Genomic DNA, 25,090 nt, shown 5'->3' with positions numbered 1-25,090 from the left:
GATGCTGGCCGACAAGGATCGCATCTTCACCAACGTGTACGGGTTCCAGCCATGGAACCTCGACGCCGCCGTGATGCGCGGCGATTGGGACAATACCAAGGCGCTGTTGCAGCTTGGGCCCGACACGATCATCGATCGGATCAAGGCTTCCGGTCTGCGTGGGCGTGGCGGGGCAGGGTTCCCGACCGGCACCAAATGGTCGTTCATGCCGAAGGCCCCCAAGCCCGACCGGCCGAATTTTCTGGTCATCAACGCCGACGAATCCGAACCCGGCTCGTGCAAGGACCGCGAGATCATCCGCCACGATCCGCACAAGCTGATCGAAGGCGCGCTGGTCGCGGGCTTCGCAATGCGCGCGCGGGCGGCCTATATCTACATTCGCGGCGAATATATCCGCGAGGCGGAGACGCTGTTCGCGGCGATTGCCGAAGCCTATGCCAAGGGGCTGCTCGGCAAGAACGCGTGCGGTTCGGGCTATGACTTCGACGTCTTCGCGCATCGTGGCGCCGGTGCGTATATCTGCGGCGAAGAAACCGCGATGCTTGAAAGCCTCGAGGGCAAGAAGGGGCAGCCGCGGTTGAAGCCGCCATTCCCGGCGGGTGCCGGCCTCTATGGCTGCCCGACGACGGTCAACAATGTCGAATCGATCGCGGTCGTCCCGACAATCCTGCGCCGCAGCCCCGAATGGTTCGCGAGTTTCGGCGCCGAGAATAATCGCGGGACCAAGCTGTTCCAGATCAGCGGCCATGTGAACCGGCCGTGCGTGGTTGAGGAAGCGATGAGCATCCCGTTCCGCGAACTGATCGAAAAACATTGCGGCGGCATTCGCGGCGGTTGGGACAATCTGCTCTGCGTGATCCCCGGCGGATCGTCGGTGCCGTTGGTCAAGGCTGAGCACATTATCGACGCGCCGATGGATTTCGACGGGCTGAAGGCGGTCGGATCGGGTCTCGGTACGGCGGCGGTGATCGTCATGGACAAGTCGACCGACGTCGTCCGCGCGATCAGCCGTCTCAGCTATTTCTACAAGCATGAGAGCTGCGGCCAGTGCACGCCGTGCCGCGAAGGCACGGGGTGGATGTGGCGGGTGATGGAACGGCTGCGCACTGGCGACGCCGACATCTCCGAAATCGACATGCTGCAACAGGTCACCAAGCAGGTCGAAGGCCACACCATCTGCGCACTGGGCGACGCAGCGGCGTGGCCTATCCAGGGCCTCATCAAGAATTTCCGCCCGGAAATTGAGCGGCGAATCAACGAGAAGCGCGGCGGCGGCATGTCGCCCATGATGGAAGCGGCCGAATAATGCCGAAGGTAAAAGTAGACGGGATCGAGGTCGAGGTGCCGCAGGGCGCCACCGTCCTCCAGGCGTGCGAAGCGGCGGGGAAGGAAATCCCACGGTTCTGCTATCACGAACGACTGTCGATCGCCGGCAATTGCCGGATGTGCCTGGTCGAAGTGAAGCCGGGGCCGCCCAAGCCGCAGGCATCGTGCGCGCTGCCCGCCGCCGACAATCAGGAAATCCGCACCGACAGCGCGATGGTGAAGGCCGCGCGCGAAGGCGTGATGGAATTCCTGCTCATCAACCACCCGCTCGACTGCCCGATTTGCGATCAGGGTGGCGAGTGCGACCTGCAGGACCAGTCGGTCGCCTATGGCCGCGGTCACTCGCGCTATGACGAGAACAAGCGCGCGGTCACCGAGAAATATATGGGGCCGATCGTCAAGACGGTGATGACGCGCTGCATCCAGTGCACGCGCTGCATCCGTTTTGCCGAGGAAGTCGCCGGGGTCGAAGAGATCGGCGCGATCTATCGCGGCGAGAATATGCAGATCACCAGCTATCTCGAACAGGCCGTGTCGAGCGAACTGTCAGGCAATATCGTCGATCTGTGCCCGGTCGGTGCGCTGACGTCGAAGCCCTATGCGTTCGAAGCGCGCCCGTGGGAACTGAAGAAGACGCTCGCGATCGACGTGATGGACGCGGTCGGCACCAATATCCGCCTCGACAGCCGCGGTCGGCAGGTGCTGCGCTGCGTGCCGCGCATCAACGAAGACGTGAACGAGGAATGGGCGCACGACAAGACGCGCCACGCGGTGGACGGCTTGGTCCGCCGTCGCCTCGACAAGCCTTATGTCCGGAGGGACGGCAAGCTGGTCGCGGCCGAATGGGATGACGCTTTCGCCGCGATTGCGGCGGTCAACGCTGGTCCTTCGGTGGCGGCGATCGCGGGCGACCTGCTCGATTGCGAAACGATGTTCGCTGCCAAGGCGCTGGTCAATGCGCTCGGTTCGTCGTTGCTCGAAGGGCGGCAGACCGGCATGGACTATGACGTCACCAATCTCGGTGCCGTCGCGTTCAATTCGACGATCGCCGGCGTCGAGGATGCCGATGCGATCCTGCTGGTCGGTACCGACCTGCGCCACGAAGCGCCGCTCATCAACACCCGCGTCCGCAAGGCGATCAAGAAGGGCGCGCGCGTCTTCGCGATCGGCCCGGAAGTCGATCTGACCTACAAGGCGGAATGGCTGGGCGACGATCTGGGGTTGCTCGGCGGTCTGCCCGACCGCGCGGCCGAAGCGATGGATGCTGCCAAACGGCCGATGGTCATCGTCGGTCCGGCAGCACTAAAGAACGGTCATGGTACGGCGGTGAGGCTCGCCCAGGACGGCAATCTGGTCCGCACGCTCGAAGACGGCACGACGTGGAACGGCTTCAACGTCGTCCATCTCGCCGCGGCGCGGATGGGCGCGCTGATGCTGGGCTATGCGCAGCTGGGCGGTATCGCCGACATCATCGCGGCGAACCCGAAGCTGGTCTTCTTCCTCGGCGCCGACGAAGTCGATTTCGCGAAGTTCGCAGGCGCGACCAAGGTCTATATCGGTCATCATGGCGACAAGGGCGCGGCGGCGGCGGACATCGTCCTGCCGGGCGCGAGCTATGCCGAAAAGGCCGGCACCTATGTCAACATGGAAGGCCGCGTGCAGCGCGGCGACCGTGCCGTCTTCCCGCCGGGCGATGCCCGCGAGGACTGGACGATCTTCCGCGCACTGGCCGAAGTGCTGGGCGTGACGCTGCCGTTCGACGACTTCGCCGGCGTGCGCGCGGCGATGGCGGCGGCGGTACCCGAACTCGGTCGCGAAGGTCTGGTACGGTTTGACTGGAACCCGCCGGCGCTCGACGCTAAGGCGTCGGGCACGGTGACCTATCCGGTGACCGACTTCTACCTGACCAATGCGATCTGCCGGGCCAGCCCGACGATGCAGCGTTGTTCGGCCGAACTTGTCCATGGCCAGGATTTCGCGGAGGCCGCCGAGTGACCTCGTTCTTCGAAACTACCGTCGGCCTGCCCTATGGCTGGGCGTGGACCGTCGCCACGCTGGTCGGCATTCTGGTCATCGCGCTGCCGCTGATGCTGGCGGTGGCGATGATCATCTATGCCGACCGCAAGATCTGGGCGGCGATGGCGCTGCGGCGTGGGCCGAACGTCGTGGGGCCACTCGGTCTGCTGCAGTCGTTCGCCGATGGTCTCAAGGTGTTCCTGCAGGAAACGATCGTGCCGTCCTCGGCTAATCGCGGCCTGTTCCTGCTCGCGCCGATCATCACGTTCACTGTCGCGCTGATCGTCTGGGCGGTGATCCCGTTCGATGTCGGCGTGGTGGTTGCGGACATCAATGTCGGCCTGCTCTATATTCTCGCGGCATCGTCGCTCGGCGTATATGGCGTCATTATCTCGGGCTGGGCGTCCAACTCGAAATATCCCTTCTACTCGGCGCTTCGTGCGGCTGCGCAGATGGTCAGCTATGAAGTCGCGATCGGGTTCGTGCTGATCGCGGTGGTGCTCTGGGCCGGGTCGTTCAACCTGACGACGATCGTGCTGGAGCAGCGGGCGCATATTTTCGGTTTCATCAACGGCTTCGGATTCAACCCGCTGCTGTTCCCGATGGCGGTCGTGTTCCTGATCTCGTCGCTCGCCGAAACGGCACGCGCGCCGTTCGATCTGACCGAAGCGGAATCGGAACTGGTCGCGGGCTATCAGACCGAATATTCGTCGATGGCATTCGCGCTGTTCTGGCTCGGCGAATATGCCAACGTGATCCTGATGTGCGCGCTCAATGCGCTGCTTTTCTGGGGTGGGTGGCTGCCGCCGGTCGATTGGGCACCGCTGTATTTCGTCCCGGGCATCATCTGGTTCTTGGCAAAGACCTTCTTCTTCTTCTTCGTCTTCAGTTGGATCAAGGCGACGGTGCCTCGGTATCGTTACGACCAACTGATGCGGCTGGGCTGGAAGATTTTCCTGCCGCTGTCGCTGACCTTCGTGTTCCTCGTCTCCGGTTATCTGATGATCGACCGTGTAGGATTGCCGTCATGAGTATCGCCCAGACCATCCGATCGTTCACCCTGTGGGAGTTCGTGAAGGCGCACGCGCTGACGTTGCGGTACTTCTTCAAGCCCAAGGCGACGATCAACTACCCGTACGAGAAGAATCCGATCTCGCCCCGTTTCCGCGGCGAGCATGCGTTGCGACGCTACCCTAACGGCGAAGAACGCTGCATCGCGTGCAAGCTGTGCGAGGCGGTGTGTCCGGCGCTGGCGATCACGATCGAGGCCGAACCGCGCGATGACGGCAGCCGCCGTACGACGCGCTACGACATCGACATGACCAAGTGCATCTATTGCGGGCTGTGCCAGGAAGCGTGCCCCGTCGATGCGATCGTCGAAGGTCCGAACTTCGAGTTCGCGACCGAAACGCGCGAAGAGCTGATCTACCACAAGGACAAGCTGCTCGCGAATGGTGACCGCTGGGAACGCGCGATTGCCGCGAACCTTGCGAGCGACGCGCCCTATCGGTAATGGCGCGCATATTCCGTACCGGCGGGGAAGAGAAACCTCGCTTCGCCGGCCAGTTGATTAAAGTTTCGTCCCGCAGCAACGCGCGGGGCGGGCAGGGGGAAGAGCAGCGCTCGTGATCCAGACACTCGCCTTCTATCTGTTCGCCACGATCGTGGTGGCATCGGCCGCGCTGACGATCACGTCGCGCAACCCGGTCCATTCGGTGCTGTGGCTGATCCTCGCCTTCTTCAACGCAGCCGGCCTGATGGTCCTGTGCGGCGCCGAGTTCATCGCGATGCTGCTCGTCATCGTCTATGTCGGCGCGGTCGCGGTGCTGTTTCTGTTCGTGGTCATGATGCTCGACATTGACTTCACCGAACTGCGCGCCGGCTTCGTCCGCTATCTGCCGGCCGGCCTCGCGCTGGCGGTGCTGCTGGCGGTCGAACTCGTCGTCGGGGCCTATGCCTGGACCGCCGCGCGCATCGATCTCGCCAAGCGGATTGCGCCGGCCGACGTTGCGGTGCCGAATATCGAGGCAATCGGGCGGTTGCTCTATTCTCGGTACCTGTACGTGTTTGAAGGCGTCGGGCTAGTGCTGCTGGTCGCGATGATCGGCGCGATCGTTCTGACCCAGCGCAAGCGCGCGGATGCGAAGGCGCAGAACATCAATCGACAGATCAACCGTCGTGCGAAGGACGCCGTCCGCAACGTCAATCAGCCCATCGGGCAGGGGGTGGAGCTGTGATCGGTCTTACCCATTATCTGGTCGTCGCGGCGATCCTGTTCACGCTGGGGGTGCTCGGCATCTTCCTGAACCGCAAGAACCTGATCGTCATCCTGATGTCGATCGAGCTGATCCTGCTGGCGGTGAACATCAATTTCGTGGCCTTTTCGGCGCAGCTGGGCGACCTGGTCGGCCAAATCTTCGCGATGTTCGTGCTGGCGGTCGCCGCCGGTGAGAGCGCGATCGGGCTGGCCATCATGGTCATCTATTTCCGTGTCCGCGGTTCGATCGCGGTCGACGACGTCAACCGGATGAAGGGGTGATGCCGGTGGCTTTTCGGGTTTCGGGGGTGCTTGTATGAGCGCCATCCATATCGTCGTGTTCCTGCCGCTGCTGGCGTCGATCGTCGCGGGTCTGTCGAACCGCGCCTTCGGCATCGGGCTGCCGAAGATGGTGACGACAGCGGGGCTGTTCGTCGCCGCTGCGCTGTCGTGGTCGATCTTCATCCCGTTCCTGACCGGAACCGCGCAGGCCGGCGTGGCGCCGGTGTCGACGTGGATCCTGTCGGGCGGCATGAACATCGCTTGGGAACTCCGTGTCGATGCGCTGACCGCAGTCATGCTGGTCGTCATCACCAGCGTGTCGGCGTTGGTCCATCTCTATAGCTGGGGCTATATGAGCGAGGACCCGGATCAGCCGCGCTTCTTCAGCTATCTGTCGCTGTTCACCTTCGCGATGCTGATGCTCGTGACCGCGAACAATTTGGTGCAGATGTTCTTTGGTTGGGAAGGCGTCGGCCTGGCGTCGTACCTGCTGATCGGCTTCTGGTTTAAGAAGCCGTCGGCCAATGCCGCGGCGATCAAGGCGTTCGTCGTCAACCGGGTCGGCGATCTCGGCTTCATGCTCGGCATCTTCGGCACCTATCTGGTGTTCGGAACGATCTCGATCCCGGCGATCCTCGAAGCAGCGCCGTCGATGGCGGGTTCGACGATTGGCTTCCTGTGGTTTCGCGCCGATACGATGACGGTGCTCTGCCTGCTGCTGTTCGTCGGCGCGATGGGCAAGTCGGCGCAGTTGGGTCTTCACACCTGGTTGCCCGACGCGATGGAAGGGCCGACCCCGGTGTCGGCGCTGATCCACGCGGCGACAATGGTCACCGCGGGCGTGTTCATGGTGTGCCGCTTGTCGCCGATGTTCGAAACCTCGCCGACCGCGCTGGCGGTGGTGACGGCGGTCGGCGCCGCGACCTGCCTGTTCGCGGCGACGATCGGGCTGGTGCAGACCGACATCAAGCGCGTCATCGCCTATTCGACCTGTTCGCAGCTCGGCTACATGTTCTTTGCGGCGGGGGTCGGTGCGTATGGCGCGGCGATGTTCCACCTGTTTACGCACGCCTTTTTCAAGGCGTTGCTGTTCCTGGGCGCCGGTTCGGTCATCCACGCGATGCACCATGAACAGGACATGCGCTTCTATGGTGGCTTGCGGAAGCATATCCCTCTCACCTTCTGGGCGATGATGGCGGGCACGCTGGCGATTACCGGTGTCGGCATCTACGGCATCGGCGGCTTTGCTGGTTACCATTCGAAGGATGCGATCCTCGAAGCGGCTTGGGCATCGGGTCCGGGCGGTTACGGTGCATTCTATGTCGGTACCTTCGCGGCGCTGCTGACGAGCTTCTATTCGTGGCGGCTGATGTTCCTGACCTTCTTCGGTACGCCGCGCTGGGCCGGGTCCGAGCATATCCAGCACGCGGTGCACGATGCGCATGGTCACGGTCATGGCGACCACCATGACACTCATGGTCACGGCCATGACGATGGCAGCCATCCGGCACCGCCGGCCGCCGAAGATGCAGGCCACGCCCCGTCGACGCACGCGGCGCATGCGAGTGAGGTCGCGGAAGGTACGGCAGGCTATCACCCGCACGAAAGCCCGTTGCCGATGCTGATCCCTCTGATCGTGTTGACGATTGGGGCAGTCGCCGCGGGCTATGTCTTCCATCACTGGTTCATCGAGCCGGAAGCGGGCGAGACGTTCTGGAAGGGCAGCCTGTTCTTCGACGAACATCTCATGCACGAAATGCATCAAGTCCCGTTGCTGGTGAAGCTGGCCGCGACAATCGTGATGCTGGTTGGTCTGGCTAGCGCCTTCTACGTCTACATTGCGCGGCCGGGTACGGCGGCAGGGATCGCCGACACGTTCCGCGTGCTGCACCGGTTCCTGCTCAAGAAGTGGTATTTCGACGAGCTGTATCACCTGCTCTTCGTGCGCCCGGCCTTCGCCCTTGGCCGCTTCTTCTGGAAGCGTGGCGACGAGCAGACGATCAACCGCTTCGGCCCCGACGGGTCGGCGGCGCTGGTCGACTTCTCCAGCCGCCTCGCGGTCAAGATGCAGACCGGCTATCTCTACACTTATGCTTTCGTCATGCTGATCGGCCTGACGGCGGCGGTTACCTGGGCGATCGCGTCGTGATGCGCGGTTTCAAGCAATTGGTTCGGGGGAATAACTCGTGAACGGCTTCCCGATCCTGTCGGTGATGCTGCTGGTACCGGCGGTCGCGGCGATGCTGTGCCTGTTCGTATCGGCGAATGCCGCGCGCTGGACGGCGCTGGCCGCAACGCTCGTCAACTTCGGACTGGGCGTGCTGTTGTGGGCCAATTTCGATATCGGCGGCGCGCAGTGGCAGTTCGTCGAAGCGCCGGCGATGGGCGATTTCGGCGTATTCCGCTATGCGCTGGGCATCGATGGTTTCGCGTTGATGCTCATCATGCTCAGCGTCTTCCTGATGCCGATCTGCATCGGCGCGTCGTGGAAGTCGGTCACCAACCGCGTGCCCGAATATATGGCGCTGTTCCTCAGCGTCGAAGTGCTGATGATCGGCACCTTCGCAGCGCAGGACCTGTTGCTGTTCTATGTCTTCTTCGAAGCCGGCCTGATCCCGATGTATCTCATCATCGGTATCTGGGGCGGGGCGAACCGCATCTACGCGTCATACAAGTTCTTCCTGTACACCCTGCTCGGTTCGCTGCTGATGCTGATCGCTATGATCTACATGATCCGCTCCGCGGGTACCTCGGATATCCCGACGCTGATGGCGTATGATTTCCCCGTGCAGGTGCAGACGTGGCTGTGGCTCGCTTTCTTCGCATCGTTCGCGGTCAAGATGCCGATGTGGCCGGTCCACACCTGGTTGCCCGACGCGCACGTGCAGGCACCGACCGCTGGCTCTGTCATTCTGGCCGGCGTGTTGCTGAAGCTCGGCGGATATGGCTTCCTGCGCTTCTCGATCCCGATGTTCCCCGAAGCCTCGGGTGAGCTGACATGGCTGATCCTGACGCTGTCGGCGGTTGCAGTGGTCTACACCTCGCTGGTTGCGCTGGTGCAGTCGGACATGAAGAAGCTGATCGCCTATTCGTCGGTCGCCCACATGGCGATCGTCACCATCGGCCTGTTCGCCTTCAACCAGCAGGGTATCGAAGGCGCGATGATCGTGATGCTCAGCCACGGGCTGGTATCGGGCGCGCTGTTCCTGTGCGTCGGCATCATCTACGACCGGCTGCATACCCGCGAGATCGCACGCTACGGCGGTCTGGCGATCAACATGCCGCGCTATGCCGTGTTTTTCCTGCTGTTCACCATGGCGTCGATCGGTCTACCGGGCACGTCGGGCTTTGTCGGCGAGTTCCTGAGCCTTGCCGGCACCTACCGCGTGTCGACCTGGGCGGCGCTGATCTGCACGACCGGCATCATCCTCGGCGCGGCCTATTCGCTCTATCTGTATCGTCGGATTGCGCTGGGCGATCTGGTGCATGACGATGTGAAGGCGATGCCCGACGTGTCGATGCGCGAGCTGGCGATGCTGGCGCCGATCGCCGCGGTCGTGCTCTGGATGGGCGTCTATCCCGAAAGCTTCCTCGCGCCGATGCGCAAGGATGTCGGGCTGCTGCTCGCGCGGATCGAGCGCGCGGCACCGGTTTCGGACTCACGGCCGACCGCGGGCAATCCGGCGGCGGCAGCGGCGCACGCCGCGGAACATGGAACGGGCGGCGGTGAAGCGGCGCACGGGGAATCGCACTGATGAGCTACGCCGAACAACTTTCGATGACCCTGCCCGAGCTGGTGCTCGCGGTCGGGGCGATCGTCCTGATGCTGGTATCGGCATGGGGCAAGCAGGGCGCGACGCGCGGTGTCAGCATCGCGGCGGTGTTCGTGCTGGCCGGGGCCGGCGCGGCGCTGATCGGTAACGGTTCGTCGGGCGGTACCGCCTTTGGCGGGATGTACCGCGCCGATGCCTTCGCTGCCTTTGCCAAAGTGCTGATCTATCTCGCGTCGGCCGTAGCGATCATCATCGCGCCGCGCTTCTTCGAACGCACCAGCGGCGAGGATCTGAAGCCCGAATATCCGGTGCTGATCCTGTTGTCGGCATGCGGCATGGGCATGATGGTGTCGGCGTCCGACCTGTTGCTGCTCTATGTCGGTCTCGAACTGCAGAGCCTTGCCGCTTATGTGCTTGCCAGCTTCATGCGCCGCGATACGCGGTCGGCCGAGGCGGGGCTGAAGTATTTCGTGCTGGGCGCGCTGGCGTCGGGCATCCTGCTCTATGGCATCAGCCTGGTGTACGGTTTTGCCGGCACGACGCTGTTCGCCGATATCGCGACGGCCTATGCCGGACCGCGCAACATGGGCTTGTTGTTCGGGCTGGTGTTCGTGTTCGCCGGGATCGCGTTCAAGCTGGCGGCGGTGCCATTCCACATGTGGACGCCCGACGTGTATGAAGGTGCGCCGACCCCGGTCACCGCCTTCTTCGCTTCGGCGCCGAAGGTTGCGGCGATGGCGATGGCGCTGCGCGTCGCGGTCGAGGCGATGGGCCCGGCCGTCGACCAGTGGCGGCAGATCGTGATCTTCGCGGCGCTGGCGTCGATCGTGCTCGGTGCGGTCGGTGCGATCGGGCAGGCGAACATTAAGCGACTACTGGCCTATTCGTCGATCAACAATGTCGGCTTCGCGCTGATCGGCCTCGCTGCCGGTTCGGCCCAGGGCGTGGCGGGCGTGCTGTTCTACCTCGCCGTCTACATCGTCATGACGCTCGGTTCGTTCCTGATCGTGCTGCAGATGCGCGGGAGCGACGGGCAGCCGGTGGAGACGCTGGCAAGCCTGTCGGGCCTGTCGCGGACGCGGCCGGCGCTGGCGCTGGCGCTGGCGATCTTCATGTTCTCGCTGGCCGGTATTCCGCCGCTGTTCGGCTTCTGGGCCAAGTATGCGGTGTTCGACGCGGCGGTGCAGGCCGGGCTGTTCCCGCTGGCGGTGATCGGCATCGCCGCGTCGACGATCGGGGCCTATTATTATCTGCGCGTCGTCAAGACGATGTACTTCGATGAACCTGCGCCGGAGTTTCTGCGCGAACCGGCGCTGGTCGAGGGTGGCCTGACCTTTGCGGCGGCGGTGGTGATCTCGCCGGTCAGCCTGTTCCTGATCCCGGCACTGTCGGCGTGGTCGCTGACCGCGGCACGGGCGCTGTTCTGACGATCCGCGTCGTTGGCGAGACCGGGTCGACCAACGCCGACCTGCTCGCCGCTGCCGCGACCGGAGCGGAAGAAGGGCTGTGGTTGCGGGCGGAACGGCAATCGGCCGGGCGCGGGCGGTTGGGCAGAGACTGGGTCGACGGCGCGGGCAATCTGTTCGCCAGCACGATCGTCCGGTTGCGGCCGCACGACCCGGCCGCGCATACGCTGACGCTGGTTGCGGCGGTCGCATTGGCGGACGCGATTGCCATGTCCGCACCGGGATTGGCGACGATCAAATGGCCGAACGACCTGATGGTCGGGGATGCCAAACTTTCAGGCATTTTGCTCGAGCGATCGGGTGATGCGGTGGTTATCGGCTTCGGGGTCAATCTGGCCTCACAGCCGGCCCTTACCGATAGGCGGACAACGTCGCTGACGGCGTTGGGCGTCGCGCTGACGCCGGAAGCGCTGCTGGCCGGGCTCGTCGAACGGTTCGCGGCGTGGTTGGCGATTTGGCGGCGAGGCGATGGATCGGTCGTTCGGGCCGCGTGGGAGGAACGGGCGCATCCGCGCGGAACACCGCTGCGCGTGCGACTTCCCGATGGCAGCGAGCGATCGGGGCGGTTCGACGGGCTTGATGCCGATGGCGCGTTGCGGCTGATCGGCGGTGACGGGCGGACGGGCACCGTCCATGCCGGCGACGTTTCGGCATGAAGCAAACCAGCGGCGATCGTCGGGACCGCTTGTCGCGGAGCGCCACACGCTCTAGCGGGATAGGGGAGCGCGCCGGTCGGGCGTGACGGGGAAGTTCGATGCTGCTTGCGATCGATGCCGGCAATACCAACATCGTCTTCGCACTGGTCGATGGCGATATGATCGTCGCGCGCTGGCGGATCGCCACCGATCCGCGCCGCACCGCCGACGAATATGCGGTATGGCTCAGCCAGTTGCTGGCATTGGGCGGTCGGGATCGATCGGTGGTCGATGCGGTCATCATCGGCACGGTGGTGCCGCGCGCGCTACATAATCTGGAAGTACTGGCGAGCAAATATTTCGGCGTGGAGGCGTTGGTCGCGGGACGGGGGCAGGCGGCGTTCGGCATTGCGCTGGATGTCGAGGAGCCGCATGCGGTCGGGGCCGATCGCGCGCTGAATGCGATCGCAGCACACGCCGCGCATCCGGGCGACCTGATCGTCGTCGATTTCGGCACTGCCGCAACGTTCGACGTAGTCGATTATACCGGAGCATATAAGGGCGGGATCATCGCGCCTGGGATCAACCTGTCGCTGGACGCGCTGGTGACGGCGGCGGCAAAGCTGCCCCGGATCGCGATCGAGGCGCCGGCGTCGAAGACCGTCATCGGCCGCAATACCGCCGACCAGATGCATATCGGCATCTATTGGGGTTATATCGCGATGATCGAGGGGCTGGTCGCGCGGCTGAAGGCGGAGATCGGCCGCCCGGTCCGCGTGATCGCCACTGGCGGTCTGGCGATCCTTTTCGAGAAACATACGCAGGTCTTCGATTCGATCGAACAGGACCTGACGATCACGGGACTGGCGATGTTGTGGCGCCGCACCCATATTTCCACGGCAACCGAATGAACGAAACCGAACCCGCGAATGGGCGCGGGCATTGAAAGAGATTGAGTGACACCAAAGAAAGAACTGTTGTTCGTCGCGCTTGGCGGGTCGGGCGAAATCGGCATGAACGTCAACCTGTACGGTACCGCCGGCAAATGGTTGATGGTCGATTGCGGCGTGACCTTCGCCGACCCCGCTTATCCGGGCATTGACGTGATGCTGCCCGACCTGCAATTCATCGAGGAACGCGGCGATCAGCTGCTCGGGATCGTCATCACCCACGGGCATGAGGACCATATCGGGGCGCTGCCCTATCTGGCCGCCGATCTGGGCGTGCCGATCTATGCCACGCCGTTCACCGCCGGGCTGATCCGCGGCAAGCTGGACGAAGAGGGCATTGCCGACCGGGTGAAGCTGAAGATCGTACAGCTGGGCGGCGACGTGAATGTCGGTCCGTTCGGCGTTCGTTTCGTGCCGATGGCGCATTCGATTCCCGAATCGACTTCGCTCGTGATTTCCACGCCGCATGGGAAGGTGTTCCATTCGGGCGACTGGAAGCTCGACGATCAGCCGATGGTGGCGACGCCGGCGAGCCCGGCGGAACTGACCGCGATCGGCGATCAGGGTATCCTCGCGCTGGTGTGTGATTCGACCAACGTCTTCAATACTGAGGCGTCGGGATCGGAAGCCGATGTCCGCAAGGGGCTGTTCGAACAGATCGCTTCCGCCGAAGGGCGGCGGGTGATGGTCACCAGCTTCGCTTCGAACGCGGCGCGGCTGCACACGCTGGGCGAGGTCGCGCGCGACACCAACCGCAAGGTGTGTGTCGCGGGCCGTTCGCTCGACCGCATCCTGAAGGTTGCGAAGGCGACCGGCTATCTGAAAGACTTTCCGCAGACCGTTGATTTCGACACCGCGATGCGCTTGCCCCGCGATCAGGTGCTCATCATCGCGACCGGGGGGCAGGGCGAACAGCGCGCGGCGCTGGCGCGGATCGCCAATCGTGAGCATCAGCTGAGCCTGCAATCGGGCGACCGCGTCATCTTCTCGTCGAAGCAGATCCCCGGCAACGAGGTCGCGATTGGTCGTATCCAGAACCAGCTCGCCGCGGCGGGAATTGAGATGGTGACCGATCGGCAGGCGCATGTGCATGTGTCGGGTCACCCCGGGCGACCGGAACTGGCCAAGCTCTATGGCTGGCTGCGCCCGAAAATCCTGATGCCGGTGCATGGCGAGATGCGGCACCTGATGGAACATGCCCGTTTCGCCCTGTCGCAGGGGATCGATCAGACGCTGGTCCAGACCAATGGCGACATCGTGCGTCTGGCGCCGGGCAATCCGACCAAGGTCGGGCATGCGGTCGTCGGGCGGCTTGCGCTGGATGGCGACGTGATCCTGCCGGCCGATGGCACGACGATCAACGAACGGCGCAAGCTGGCGGCGTTCGGCCATATGTCGGTGGCGGTCGCGATCGATCGGCGCGGGCAGTTGATCGGCGAGCCGCAGATCCGGGTACAGGGCGTGCCGGTCGAGGAAGACCGCGAACCCTTCCTCGAGGAAGCGGTCGATGCGGCGGCGGAAACGGTAGCGGCGAAGGGACGCGAGCGGTCCAAGCTGCCGGAGGCGATCCGTCTGGCGGTGCGCCGGGTGGCGACGCGCTGGACCGGCAAGAAGCCGGTCGTCGACGTCCTGATCATCCCGGCCTGACGCGCGGCACATGGCCTGGCAGTCGGCGCTCGCCATCTACCTGTTGTTCTGGGTGCTGGCGATGTTCCTAGTGTTGCCGTTCGGGGTTCGCACGACGCATGAAGCGGGCGAACCCCCGGTGCCGGGACAGGCCGACAGCGCCCCATCCGGCTTCCGCTTCGGGCGGATGGCGTGGCGCACGACGTTGGTATCGGCGGTTTTGTTCGGCGGCTTTTACCTCAACTACATCTATGGTTGGGTGACGGCCGACATGCTGAACTTCTACAATTGAGCCGAGCTCAATCGATAATAGTCTCGACCAGATCGTGTGGGTAGCGGGTGAATTCACGGTACAGCCGGAAATGGCTGGTTTCCTCCAGCGTCGTCGGACGCAAGCCGAAGCGTTCGACCTGCCATAGATCGGCGTCGGGCAGCGCCATCAGGATCGGCGAGTGCGTCGCCATGATGACCTGACAGGTTTCGACGCGTTGCAGATTGCGGAGCAGCTTCAGAAGATCGAACTGCTTGGTCGGTGACAGCGCCGATTCCGGCTCGTCGAGAATGAACAACCCCTGTTCCGACAGGCGTTCTTCGAAGAAATGCAGGAAGCCTTCGCCGTGCGACGCGCGAAGATAGCCGGCGCGGTGTGATCCGACTTCGTCGAGATAGCGGGCAACGGAGAAAAAGGTTTCAGCGCGGAAGAACCAGCCATGCCGTACCTGCGGCAGCCATGCCGCACGGAGCAGGTCGCCAAGCCGGCCGGCATCCTCACCTGCCGCCGGAGATCGACCGATCGCTGCCATGCCCTGCGTGCCGCCGCCTTCGCCGAAGCCTGCCATGGTCGCGATCGCTTCGAGCAGCGTCGACTTTCCCGAACCATTTTCGCCGACCAAGACGGTGATGGGCTTTTCGAACGTAAGATCGAAGCCGCCGCCCAACACGATCGGGAGCGAGAAGGGATAGGCATTCTGGTCCTGCCAGGCCAATGCCTCGTCCGGCAGCCAGACACGTTTCAGGAACGGTGGGGGAAGCGAGATCGTTCGCGCTCGGCGTGTCATAACGTTCTCTGCCGGGAAGCCGCCTAGTTGCGCAGCCGCTCGATTGCCTGCGCCAGCACGACGTACAGCTTGCCCATGTCCGACGACAGCAGGGTCACTCCCATCGGGGATCCGTCGCGCAGGCCGAGTATCTGGCGGAGCATCGCTTCGAAATCGTGGATGTAGCGGTTCACCTGATCGCGGAAGTCGGGATCGGAATCGTAGAGCGCCGCAATCTCGCGTGCCTGCGTGCCGTCGACCAGCCGCACCGCCCGGCGGGTGAAGACGCCACGATCGCCCTTCAGATAGGCGGCCCAGGCGGTGTCGGAGACATCGGTCGACAGCGACCGGGCGATGTCGATCGCGGCTGAATTCATCGCCTCGATCAGCAACGACACGCGGCGCGAGAATTGGTCGCTGTCGGCTGCCTCGCGTTCGGCGCGAGCGGTCGCGATACGCTCATCGAGTTGCTTGCTGGTGTCAGCGATGTCGAGCATCTGCCGCGACAGGCGTTCCGATGCCTCGATCGCCGAGGCGACGGCGTGGTTGGCAATGGCGGATAGTTCGGCGACCTGCCCCTTCACCGCGCTGTCGACGGCGTTGGCAAGCGCACGGGCGCCTTTTGCCTCGAGATCGCGGGCGGCGTCGGGCAGGACCTTGGCCAGCGTCTCTCGCGCCTGTTCGCTGGCGGCTTCGGCGGTATCGCGGATGCGGAGCATCGCTTCGGTCAAACGCGGCGCAGCGTCTTCGGAGAAGTGGATCGTCGTCGCGATCGTTTCGTCGACGATGGTGCGGACATTCTCGATCCGGTCGGCCCCGCGATCGAGCGTGTCGAGCAGCGACTGCTGGACGGTCGACAGCGTGTCGCGCTGCATCGCCACCACCCCGGCAATCGCCTCGATCGCCTCGTGCGTGCTTTCGGCCGCGGTGACCAGCGCGAGCAATTCGGGCTTGGACTGGGCGACGACCGCGCGACTGGCGGCGATGCGGCTGTCGAGGCGGTCGAGCGCGCCGGGCAGCGTCTCGTCCATTTCGCGCGCCGCGGCGTCGAGCGCGGTCAGCACTTCCTCGGCACTGGCGATCACGCGGCGGGCGGTGACGTCGCCATTGGCCAGCGCTTCGCACAGGGCATCGGCGACCTGGGTCAGCGCATCGACCGATCCGGCTACCGCCTGGGTCCGTTCGACCCCGGTGATCCGTAACCGTTCGAACCGGTCGTCGACCCCGGCCAATCCATCGTTGAGCAGCGCCAGCAACGCCTCGCCATCGCGGCGGCGGTCGTTCAGCTGCCCGGTGAGCATCTGGATCGCCGAGTCGATTGCCGCCACGCGGCCAGCCAGCTGTTCGGCGCCTTCGCGACCGGCGCGTTCGATCGCCGATCCATTCGCCTCGATCATGGCGATGGTCGCGTCACCCTGTGCGGTGATCGCCTTGCGCGATTCGTCGATCGCGGCGGCCGCGCGTTCGAGCACGGCGTCGATCGCTTCGGACATGGTGGCGATGACGGTTTCGAGGCGAGCACCGGCGCTCTCGCTGGTCGCCTCCATCCGGTTCATATGCGCCGCCAGCCGCTGCGCCGCACCGCCGGCCAGTTCGTCGGCCTCACGCGCGCGTTGCGAAACGACGACCAGCTGCGCGTCGAGCGCGGCGACGCGTTCGCTGGCCGACAGGCCGGTCGCTTCGACCAGCGCGGCCATCTCCGCCGCTTCGGCGCGCGCGCGGGGCAGCGAGGACAGCACCGTCGACAGCCGCTGCTGGGTCGCATCGGCCACCCGTTCGAGCCGGCCGGCGGTGGTTTCGATCGCGTCGACCTGTTCGCCGATCCCGGCACTGACGCCGCGCAACCGGTCGGTCGCGCTATCGCCTAGAGCCAGCAGCGACTGGGTCTGCTCCGCCAATTCCCGGCGCGACTCCGCCAGCGTCTGGCGCACGCGGGTGACGACCGCCTCCAGCGCCTGCGCCTCGGCACGCATCGCCTGCGCAGTGGCGGCGAAGCGGCGGGCCTCCGCCCGGCTGTTCCGGCGGAGCAGCAGCCAGCCGACGCCGAGCATCATCGGCGGCACGCACAAGGCGGCGATGAACGACACCAGCCCGATCGGCCCGAGCGCGGGCAGCGACGGCGCGCTCCAGGCGAGCATCCCCCCGGTCCAGCCCAGCACGGCGAGGGCGGCAAGCGTCGGTCCGATCCAGTTGCGGCGGATCGGCTCGGGCTCGGCCACCGCCTCCGCCAGCCAGTGCTGCGCTTCGTCCTGGGCGACGTGGCCGTCGTCGGCAGGGTGGTGCGGCTGTTGCAGCCCGGTGATCGAACCCCCATTCATGTGCCACCGTCTATCATGGACCTGCCGTCAACGACAGACCGGTCGAACGATCGGGAGGTAACTGTCTGTTAATCTTTGGGGGCGTATCGTTCATCCATGGTCTATGATCCCGGAGCAATCGATGCGGCGCTGGCGGCGGCGTTGGGCGACGAACCCCAACTGATCGCCGAGCTTCGCCGAGCCTTTGTCGACAGCGCGCAGAAGGCGCTCGGTGCGTTGGAAGCGGCGGACACCGATGGCTGGCAGCCGGCGGCGTTCCGGCTGAAAGGGCTGGCGGCCAGTTTCGGCGCGGTCGACCTGATGGCGCTGTCGAGTGCGGCGGCGGCGGCGGTGCCGGGCGATAAGGTGATGCTTGCCAAGCTGCACGAGGCGATCGACGAACTTTGACGCTTACCGCCGGCGCGACAATTCGCGCATGGCGGCATCGAGTCCGTCGAGGGTCAGCGGATACATCCGGTCGGCGAACAGGTCGCGGATCAACTGGGTTGAATGGGACCATTGCCAATGGTCCTGCGGCGCGGGATTGATCCACGCCGCCGACCGCCAGTGCGCGGTCAGCCGTTGCAGCCAGACGGCGCCGGCCTCCGCATTCATATGCTCGACCGATCCGCCAGGTTGCAGGATTTCGTACGGGCTCATTGCCGCATCGCCGACCACGATCAGCCGGTAATCGGGGCCATAGGTCCGCAGTAGTTCAGCGGTCGACGTCTGTTCGGCCCAGCGGCGGCGATTGTCGCGCCACACGCCCTCATAGATACAGTTGTGGAAATAGAAGAAGTCGAGGTGGCGGAACTCCGACGTGGCGGCCGAGAATAGCTCCTCCACCTGCGCGACGAACGGATCCATCGATCCGCCGACATCGAGGAACAGCAGCAGCTTGACCGCATTGCGCCGTTCCGGCCGCATCGTGACGTCGAGAAAGCCGCGCCGCGCGGTACCCACGATCGTCGCGTCGAGGTCGAGTTCGTCGGCGGCGCCTTCGCGGGCGAAGCGGCGCAGGCGGCGAAGCGCGATCTTCAGGTTGCGGGTGCCGAGTTCGCGTCCGTTGTCGAGGTTGCGGAATTCGCGGCGTTCCCAGACCTTGACCGCGCGGCGATGGCGACTCTCGCCGCCGATACGGACGCCCTCCGGATTATAGCCGCCATGGCCGAACGGGCTGGTGCCGCCGGTGCCGATCCATTTCGATCCGCCCTCATGCCGTTCCTGCTGCTCGGCTAGCCGCTGGCGCAGCAGTTCCATCAGCGCGTCCCAGTCGCCGGTCGGCGCGATCTTTGCCATCTCCTCGGGCGACAGATAGCGTTCGGCGATGCGGCGGAGCCATTCGTCGGGCAGGGTTAGCGGGTCGACGCCATTGGTGGCGTCGATGCCGGCGAAGACCTGTGCGAACACGCGGTCGAAGCGGTCGACCAGCCCCTCATCCTTCACGAAGGTCGCGCGGGCGAGGTGATAGAAGCTGTCGAGGTCGGGATCGATCACGCCGCGCCCAAGCGCGTCGAGCAGGACGAGATGCTCGCGAATGCTGACGGCGATGCCGGCGCTGCGCAGCGCGTCGACGAACGAATGGAACATGGGGCGGGTCTAACGCGATCGGGCGTAGAGGCGCCAGTGGCTGCCCGACAGGCCGGCCGGATCGCCACGCGCGATTTCGCGGAAACGGCGGCCGCAGCGAATCAGCGGGTCGGGAAAGGGGTTATAGCCATCGCGTTCGATAAAGCGGAACGGTGCGCAGGGGCCGTCGTCGATGGTCAGGGGATAGCGTTGCGATCGGGCGGCAGCGTTGAGGATCGCGGTCGAACGCGACAATGCTACCGAGACGGTGGCCCCCTGTGGCGCTACGGCAGCCAAGGTTCGGACCGCCCGGCCGGGATCGCCGCGCAGATTGGCGACCAGTGCGAGGTCGCGGTCGATCGCTGTCCAGCTGAACAGGGCACCGACAACCAGGACGGGGAGGCGCCAGGCGCGGCGCTTCCTCCACAGGACGGGCAGGGTGCTCGCCGCTAGCAGCAGCAGTGGCGGGACGGCGATGATGTAATAGCGGGCGGCGCCGCTGTTCGGCAGCGCGAGCAACGCGACCGCCAGCGGCAGGCCGACCCCGGTCAGCAGGACCAAGCCGATCAACCGGTCGCGGACGAAGCAGCCGGCGATGGCGACGGCCGGGGCGATAACCCACAGCCCGCAACTCCACGTCCAGAGCTGTTCGAGCGCGATCAGCCATTTCGTCATGTTATGCGGTTCGCGTGCGCCGAACTGGAAGCCGTTTCTGCTGGTCATTGCCGCGCCGACCGCGATCGCGATCAGTAACGCCACGGCGATCAGCGCGGGGGCGAACAGGCGTACCGTATCGCGTAGCGAGCCCCGCCAGCCGGCGGCGCGCCACCGCTCGATCCCGACCCAGCCGCCCAGCCCGGCGAGGCCGAACAGCATCGTCGCCTGCGATAGACACCCGAAGATCGCCGCCAGCAGCATCGCGGTCGCTGGCGGCTGCCCGTCGGGTGCGGCTAGCCAGCGGTCGGCCACGCCGATCGCCGCGACCCATGCGAGCAGCATCGGCGCATAGCCGCGCGCCTCCGATCCGAAGGTCACGAGGAAGGGCGAACCGGCAAAGGCGATGGCGGCAAGGACCGCCGCCGCCCGCCCCCGGCGCAGTGCGATGGCGGCGGCGAGTGGGATGGTCGCGGTGCCGGTGACGATCGACAGCGCGCGCTGGAACAGCGGCGGCGCGGTGCTGCCGACCCATTGCAGCCACAGGCTGTTGAGATGGTGATTGTTGTCGTGGTTGATCCGGACGAATATCCCGGCGGGAGTCCCGACGTCCTGCGCAACGACCGCCGACCATGCCTCGTCCAGCCACAATCCGCCGTGCGCGGCGAGGATGCGTACCGCAAGCCCGGCTAGGGTGGCCAGCGCGATCGCCGCGCAGACGCCACGCCGCTGTCCGATCGTCAAGGCCGGCAGCAAGCGGTCAGCGCGCGTAGGCGTCGATCAGCGACCCGACATAGTCCGGTGCCTTGCCGCTCAGTTCGGCGGCGGGGCGGGGACCGTAGATGAAGCCGTGCGTCGGATATTCGGATCCGCCCAGCCCCTGCGTATCGCGGTACCAGACCTTGACCTTCGTCCAGTCGCCCTTGGCCGACACATCGAACACGGTCACGTCCTGTTCGACGCCGCCGCGTACGCCGTTGATCCGCGACCAGTTGGCATGGGTGACCATCGCGACGCGCGGTTCGACCACGCGGCTGATGACGAGGACGTGGCCGAGCGGCAGGCGATCGGTCCGGGCAAAAGCGAGGACGGCGCCGACCCTCGGCTTGTGCCCGCGTGGATAGCGACCGTCGGCCTGATCCCACCAGGTCCAGGCGTCCCCGTAGATTTCGATGCCCGACGCCGCCCGCGCAAAGGGCACGCATTGCCCGACATAGTCGAGCAACGAGCGCGCGCCGACCGGCACGCTGACGATGGCGGCAAAGGCAAGGAGCAGGAAGCCCCGGACGAGCGAACCGAACATGATGACGATCCTGCCGAACGATGGTCGCCAAGTGATTGTCGAACATGGTTAACAAATCGTCGACACTGCGCAACCCCTGTCGTGATCAGCGGTCCTTGCCCCGGTGCAGGAAGGCCAGTCGTTCGAACAGCATCACGTCCTGTTCGTTTTTCAGTAGCGCGCCGTGCAGCGGCGGGATCGCCTTGGCCCGATCGTGCGACGCCAGCACCTCCAGCGGCATGTCGTCGTGGAGCAGCAGCTTGAGCCAGTCGAGCAACTCGCTGGTCGACGGTTTCTTCTTCAGCCCCGCCGTCTCGCGGACCGCGAAGAACAGGTCGAGCGCGCGGTTGACCAGCAGCGTCTGGATACCTGGGAAATGCACGTCGATGATCGCCTGCATGGTCGCGCGGTCGGGGAAGCGGATATAATGAAAAAAGCAGCGGCGCAGGAAGGCGTCGGGCAGTTCCTTTTCGTTGTTGGAGGTGATGACGACGATCGGGCGTTCGCGCGCGGTCACCCGCTCGCCGGTCTCGTACACATCGAACGCCATGCGATCGAGTTCGTGAAGGAGGTCGTTGGGGAACTCGATATCGGCCTTGTCGACCTCGTCGATCAGCAGCACCGGCAGCGTCGGGCTGACGAACGCCTCCCACAATTTGCCGCGGCGGATATAGTTAGCGATATCATGGACGCGCGGATCGCCCAGCTGCCCGTCGCGCAGCCGCGCCACCGCGTCATATTCGTACAGCCCCTGCTGCGCGCGGGTGGTCGACTTGACGTTCCATTCGATCAGCGGTGCGCCGATCGCGCGGGCGATCTCCTGCGCCAGCACTGTCTTGCCGGTACCGGGCTCGCCCTTCACCAGCAGCGGCCGACGCAGCGTCACCGCGGCATTGACCGCGACCTTCAGGTCGTCGGTCGCGACATAGTTCTGGGTTCCTTCGAACCGCATCGCCTGTTCCTTGGTCATGGACCCAGCGATACGGACAGACACGGCCGGACGCTAGCCGCGGCTTTCGGCGCGAGCGGCGAGGAGGTCCCACAGCCCGCGATGCTGGGCGAGCAGCTGATGCACGCCGAAGGTCATCGCCCGCTCGACCGCTGCGTTGATCGCGACCGCCTCGATCAGCTGCCGGGTCTGTCCGGGCGAGGGCAGGGTGCAGGGGATGACGTCGATGCCCATGCGTTCGGCCGCGGCATCGAGCGGGCGGCGGATCACCGGCCAGTCGAGCGTCACCGCGATCGCCGCGCCCAGCGCGCAACCGGGACGGATCGATCGCGACAACAGGTCGATGGCGTTGCGCTGCGTCGCGAGCGCGGCTTCGGCGGCGGCCTGTCCGGGGGTGCCCGGCGGCGGTCCGGCGGCGGCGGCGACACGGATCAGATAGGCGCGTTCCTCGACGAACGCCGCACCGGCATGTGCCAGCCAGGCGTCGGCGGCGGGATTGTTGGTCGCGCTGGTCGCCAGATCGACGACACCCGGATGGCGTCCGTGGAGGGTACCGAGCTGGTGCAGCGCATCGGCGATATCGCGTAAAGCTACACCGCCGCGCGACAGGCGTTCGGGCGTGGCATGGGTCCCGCTTCCGTCGGCATGAACGATCTGCGCCACCCGATCGGCGACGCCCCAATCATGCGTGTCGTTCGCTATCGCAACTGTCACCAACGGCTCCCAATGTCGTCCGAGCGGGCTATCCCCGTTCGACCGATGGTATGCCTGCAAGAGATAACCCAAGCGCGTAGGAACAAGGTTTCCAGCACTTTAACCGCGTTCAACAGCGCTAAAAGCGCTTCGGTCCGACGCCGAAACGAAACGCCCCGGCGCTTTTGCAAGAGCCGGGGCGGGTCGATTACTGGTCGAGGAAAGAGCGCATCTTGCGACTGCGGCTCGGATGTTTGAGCTTGCGCAGCGCCTTCGCCTCGATCTGGCGGATGCGTTCGCGGGTCACGCTGAACTGCTGCCCGACCTCTTCGAGCGTGTGGTCGGTGTTCATGCCGATGCCGAACCGCATGCGCAACACGCGCTCTTCACGCGGCGTGAGGCTGGCAAGGACGCGGGTGACCGTTTCCTTCAGGTTCGCCTGGATCGCGGCATCGACCGGGATGATCGCGTTCTTGTCCTCGATGAAGTCGCCCAAGTGCGAATCCTCCTCGTCGCCGATCGGCGTTTCGAGGCTGATCGGCTCCTTGGCGATCTTCATCACCTTGCGAACCTTTTCGAGCGGCATCGACAGCCGTTCGGCCATTTCCTCCGGCGTCGGTTCGCGGCCCTGTTCGTGCAGGAACTGGCGGCTGGTGCGGACCAGCTTGTTGATCGTCTCGATCATGTGGACCGGGATGCGGATCGTCCGCGCCTGGTCGGCGATCGAGCGGGTGATCGCCTGCCGGATCCACCACGTCGCATAGGTGCTGAACTTGTAGCCACGGCGATATTCGAACTTATCGACCGCCTTCATCAGCCCGATATTCCCCTCCTGGATCAGGTCGAGGAATTGCAGCCCGCGATTGGTGTATTTCTTGGCGATCGAAATGACGAGACGCAGGTTCGCCTCGACCATTTCCTTCTTGGCGATACGCGCCTCGCGCTCACCCTTCTGCACCATGTTGACGATGCGGCGGAACTCGCTGAGCGCCATACCGGTCTGCTGCGCGATCTCGCCGATTTCGGTGCGGATGCGGTCGACGGCGGCGCCTTCGTTCTCCGCGAACGCCTTCCACTTCTTGTCGATCGTCGCGACCGAGGTCAGCCATTGCTCGTCGAGCTCGTGATCGACATAGCTGTCGAGGAACGCCTTGCGCGGGACCTTGTGCCGCTCGGCCAGCCGCAGCATCTGCCCGCCCAAAGCGGTCAGGCGGCGGTTATAGGCATAGAGCTGATCGACCAGATATTCGATCTTCGCCTGATGGAACTGGACGCTTTCGACCTCGGCAGTCAGTTCCTCGCGCAGCTTCTGATACTTACGTTCCTCAGCGCTCGACAGCCCGTCGCCGGTCGCCATCGCGTCCAAGCGCTGCGACTGCATCTTCGAGAATTTCTTGAAGATCGCGGTGATGTTGGCGAACTTCTCCAGCGCCTGCGGCTTGAGTTGTTCCTCCATCTGCGCGAGGCTGAGAGTGTTGTCCTCATCCTCGTCGTCGCTCGGGCGCGGGGCGCGGCGTTCGCCGTCCTCGTCCTCGTCGGCCGAGGCTTCCTCGGGCTCTTCCTCTTCCTTGAAGCTGGGGCCGGCGTTCTTCGATGAAATCTCGCCATTGTCATCGGCGTCCTCGTCGTCGGACAGCGATTCCGGAGCCGGGTCCTTCGAGAGCATCGCGTCGAGATCGAGGATCTCGCGCAGCTGCATCGTGCCTTCGTTTAGCGCGGTCGACCAGCCGATGATCGCGTTGAAAGTGATCGGTGATTCGCACAGGCCGAAGATCATCGTGTCGCGACCGGCCTCGATCCGCTTGGCGATGGCGATTTCGCCCTCGCGGCTGAGCAGTTCGACCGCACCCATTTCGCGCAGGTACATGCGGACCGGATCGTCGGTCCGGTCGACGGTTTCCTTCTTCTTGGCCGGTTCGAACGCAGCGGACGCGTCGTCCTGTTCGCCGGCATTGTCGTCGCCGTCGTCTTCTTCCTGCTTGGCGCGCTCCTCGCTCTCGCCGTCCTCGCCCGCGTCCTCATTCTCGACGACGTTGACACCCATGTCGTTCAGCGCCGACATGATGTCCTCGATCTGCTCCGAGGTCATCTGATCCTGCGGCAGCATTTCGTTCAACTGGTCGACGGTGATGTAACCGCGTTTCTTGGCGCGCGCGACCAGCTTCTTGATCGACCCTTCGTTCAGGTCGATCAGCGGCGCATCGCCGGAATCGATCGTGTCGTCGCCGCCACCATTCGCCTTGGCCATCAATAACCCTCAGAAATTTATGCAGCGCGT

22 protein-coding genes are annotated in these 25,090 nt (G+C 64.9%); 14 read left to right on the top strand and 8 right to left on the bottom strand.

Annotated elements, in window-relative coordinates; translation table 11 throughout:
• Position 1 precedes the first annotated feature (1 nt).
• From nuoF to ACTHQV_RS07065, 13 genes are all read left to right on the top strand, one after another.
• Entirely contained in the window at positions 2–1,306 is a 1,305-nt protein-coding gene (gene nuoF / locus ACTHQV_RS07125) for an NADH-quinone oxidoreductase subunit NuoF (RefSeq protein ID WP_056452184.1), read from the top strand.
• A complete protein-coding gene (nuoG, locus tag ACTHQV_RS07120; RefSeq protein ID WP_440489179.1) occupies positions 1,306–3,321 on the top strand; it encodes an NADH-quinone oxidoreductase subunit NuoG in 2,016 nt (671 codons plus the stop codon). The genes nuoF and nuoG overlap by 1 nt, the downstream gene beginning before the upstream one ends.
• Positions 3,318–4,373 carry an NADH-quinone oxidoreductase subunit NuoH gene (nuoH, locus tag ACTHQV_RS07115; RefSeq protein WP_440489177.1) on the top strand — a complete coding sequence of 352 codons (1,056 nt, stop codon included), beginning with the start codon at positions 3,318–3,320 and terminating at the stop codon, positions 4,371–4,373. Before nuoG ends, nuoH begins: the two co-directional genes overlap by 4 nt.
• Positions 4,370–4,855: an NADH-quinone oxidoreductase subunit NuoI gene (nuoI, locus tag ACTHQV_RS07110; protein ID WP_440489175.1), complete on the top strand. Its 486-nt coding sequence runs from the start codon at positions 4,370–4,372 to the stop codon at positions 4,853–4,855. Before nuoH ends, nuoI begins: the two co-directional genes overlap by 4 nt.
• 112 nt (positions 4,856–4,967) lie before the next feature.
• Positions 4,968–5,579, top strand: coding sequence for an NADH-quinone oxidoreductase subunit J (locus ACTHQV_RS07105; protein ID WP_440489173.1), 612 nt, complete (start codon positions 4,968–4,970; stop codon positions 5,577–5,579).
• Positions 5,576–5,881 (top strand): NADH-quinone oxidoreductase subunit NuoK, encoded by a 306-nt coding sequence (nuoK, locus tag ACTHQV_RS07100; protein WP_440489172.1) that lies wholly within the window; start codon positions 5,576–5,578, stop codon positions 5,879–5,881. The genes ACTHQV_RS07105 and nuoK overlap by 4 nt, the downstream gene beginning before the upstream one ends.
• A gap of 34 nt (positions 5,882–5,915) precedes the next feature.
• On the top strand, positions 5,916–8,030 hold the full coding sequence (nuoL, locus tag ACTHQV_RS07095; RefSeq protein WP_440489171.1) for an NADH-quinone oxidoreductase subunit L: 2,115 nt from the start codon (positions 5,916–5,918) through the stop codon (positions 8,028–8,030).
• Positions 8,031–8,067: 37 nt separating this feature from the next.
• Entirely contained in the window at positions 8,068–9,636 is a 1,569-nt protein-coding gene (locus ACTHQV_RS07090) for an NADH-quinone oxidoreductase subunit M (RefSeq protein ID WP_440489170.1), read from the top strand.
• The gene (nuoN, locus tag ACTHQV_RS07085; protein WP_440489168.1) at positions 9,636–11,081 is read left to right on the top strand and encodes an NADH-quinone oxidoreductase subunit NuoN; all 1,446 of its coding nucleotides are present in this window, start codon (positions 9,636–9,638) and stop codon (positions 11,079–11,081) included. Before ACTHQV_RS07090 ends, nuoN begins: the two co-directional genes overlap by 1 nt.
• Entirely contained in the window at positions 11,048–11,776 is a 729-nt protein-coding gene (locus ACTHQV_RS07080) for a biotin--[acetyl-CoA-carboxylase] ligase (RefSeq protein ID WP_440489166.1), read from the top strand. The genes nuoN and ACTHQV_RS07080 overlap by 34 nt, the downstream gene beginning before the upstream one ends.
• 98 nt (positions 11,777–11,874) lie before the next feature.
• The gene (locus ACTHQV_RS07075; RefSeq protein WP_440489164.1) at positions 11,875–12,666 is read left to right on the top strand and encodes a type III pantothenate kinase; all 792 of its coding nucleotides are present in this window, start codon (positions 11,875–11,877) and stop codon (positions 12,664–12,666) included.
• A gap of 45 nt (positions 12,667–12,711) precedes the next feature.
• The gene (locus ACTHQV_RS07070) at positions 12,712–14,352 is read left to right on the top strand and encodes a ribonuclease J (RefSeq protein ID WP_440489163.1); all 1,641 of its coding nucleotides are present in this window, start codon (positions 12,712–12,714) and stop codon (positions 14,350–14,352) included.
• A gap of 10 nt (positions 14,353–14,362) precedes the next feature.
• On the top strand, positions 14,363–14,623 hold the full coding sequence (locus ACTHQV_RS07065) for a DUF1467 family protein (RefSeq protein WP_440489161.1): 261 nt from the start codon (positions 14,363–14,365) through the stop codon (positions 14,621–14,623).
• Between the two features lie 7 nt (positions 14,624–14,630).
• Here ACTHQV_RS07065 and ACTHQV_RS07060 read toward each other — a convergent pair whose 3' ends face one another.
• Complete coding sequence (locus ACTHQV_RS07060; protein WP_440489160.1) at positions 14,631–15,317, bottom strand: AAA family ATPase; 687 nt, start codon at positions 15,315–15,317, stop codon at positions 14,631–14,633.
• Between the two features lie 95 nt (positions 15,318–15,412).
• A complete protein-coding gene (locus ACTHQV_RS07055; RefSeq protein WP_440489158.1) occupies positions 15,413–17,686 on the bottom strand; it encodes a hypothetical protein in 2,274 nt (757 codons plus the stop codon).
• Between the two features lie 96 nt (positions 17,687–17,782).
• Between ACTHQV_RS07055 and ACTHQV_RS07050 the strand changes: the two genes are divergently transcribed.
• Positions 17,783–18,073: an Hpt domain-containing protein gene (locus ACTHQV_RS07050; protein ID WP_440489156.1), complete on the top strand. Its 291-nt coding sequence runs from the start codon at positions 17,783–17,785 to the stop codon at positions 18,071–18,073.
• Positions 18,074–18,076: 3 nt separating this feature from the next.
• Here the strand turns inward: ACTHQV_RS07050 and ACTHQV_RS07045 are convergent, their stop codons facing one another.
• From ACTHQV_RS07045 to rpoD, 6 genes are all read right to left on the bottom strand, one after another.
• Positions 18,077–19,255, bottom strand: a complete 1,179-nt coding sequence (locus tag ACTHQV_RS07045; RefSeq protein WP_440489155.1) for a vWA domain-containing protein — start codon at positions 19,253–19,255, stop codon at positions 18,077–18,079.
• Between the two features lie 9 nt (positions 19,256–19,264).
• Positions 19,265–20,644, bottom strand: a complete 1,380-nt coding sequence (locus ACTHQV_RS07040) for a hypothetical protein (RefSeq protein WP_440489153.1) — start codon at positions 20,642–20,644, stop codon at positions 19,265–19,267.
• Positions 20,645–20,648: 4 nt separating this feature from the next.
• Positions 20,649–21,191 (bottom strand): CHAP domain-containing protein, encoded by a 543-nt coding sequence (locus ACTHQV_RS07035; protein WP_440489151.1) that lies wholly within the window; start codon positions 21,189–21,191, stop codon positions 20,649–20,651.
• A gap of 85 nt (positions 21,192–21,276) precedes the next feature.
• A complete protein-coding gene (locus ACTHQV_RS07030) occupies positions 21,277–22,122 on the bottom strand; it encodes an AAA family ATPase (RefSeq protein WP_440489407.1) in 846 nt (281 codons plus the stop codon).
• A 51-nt stretch (positions 22,123–22,173) separates the two neighbouring features.
• Complete coding sequence (locus tag ACTHQV_RS07025; protein ID WP_440489149.1) at positions 22,174–22,833, bottom strand: DUF6975 family protein; 660 nt, start codon at positions 22,831–22,833, stop codon at positions 22,174–22,176.
• A gap of 187 nt (positions 22,834–23,020) precedes the next feature.
• Positions 23,021–25,060 carry an RNA polymerase sigma factor RpoD gene (rpoD, locus tag ACTHQV_RS07020; RefSeq protein WP_440489148.1) on the bottom strand — a complete coding sequence of 680 codons (2,040 nt, stop codon included), beginning with the start codon at positions 25,058–25,060 and terminating at the stop codon, positions 23,021–23,023.
• Between the last annotated feature and the right edge of the window lie 30 nt (positions 25,061–25,090).

It is taken from the genome of Sphingomonas sp. SAFR-052, assembly GCF_051965015.1.
Lineage (GTDB): Bacteria > Pseudomonadota > Alphaproteobacteria > Sphingomonadales > Sphingomonadaceae > Sphingomonas.
Note: the sequence above shows the minus strand (reverse complement) of the source record. Positions and strands in the feature narration are given on the sequence as shown.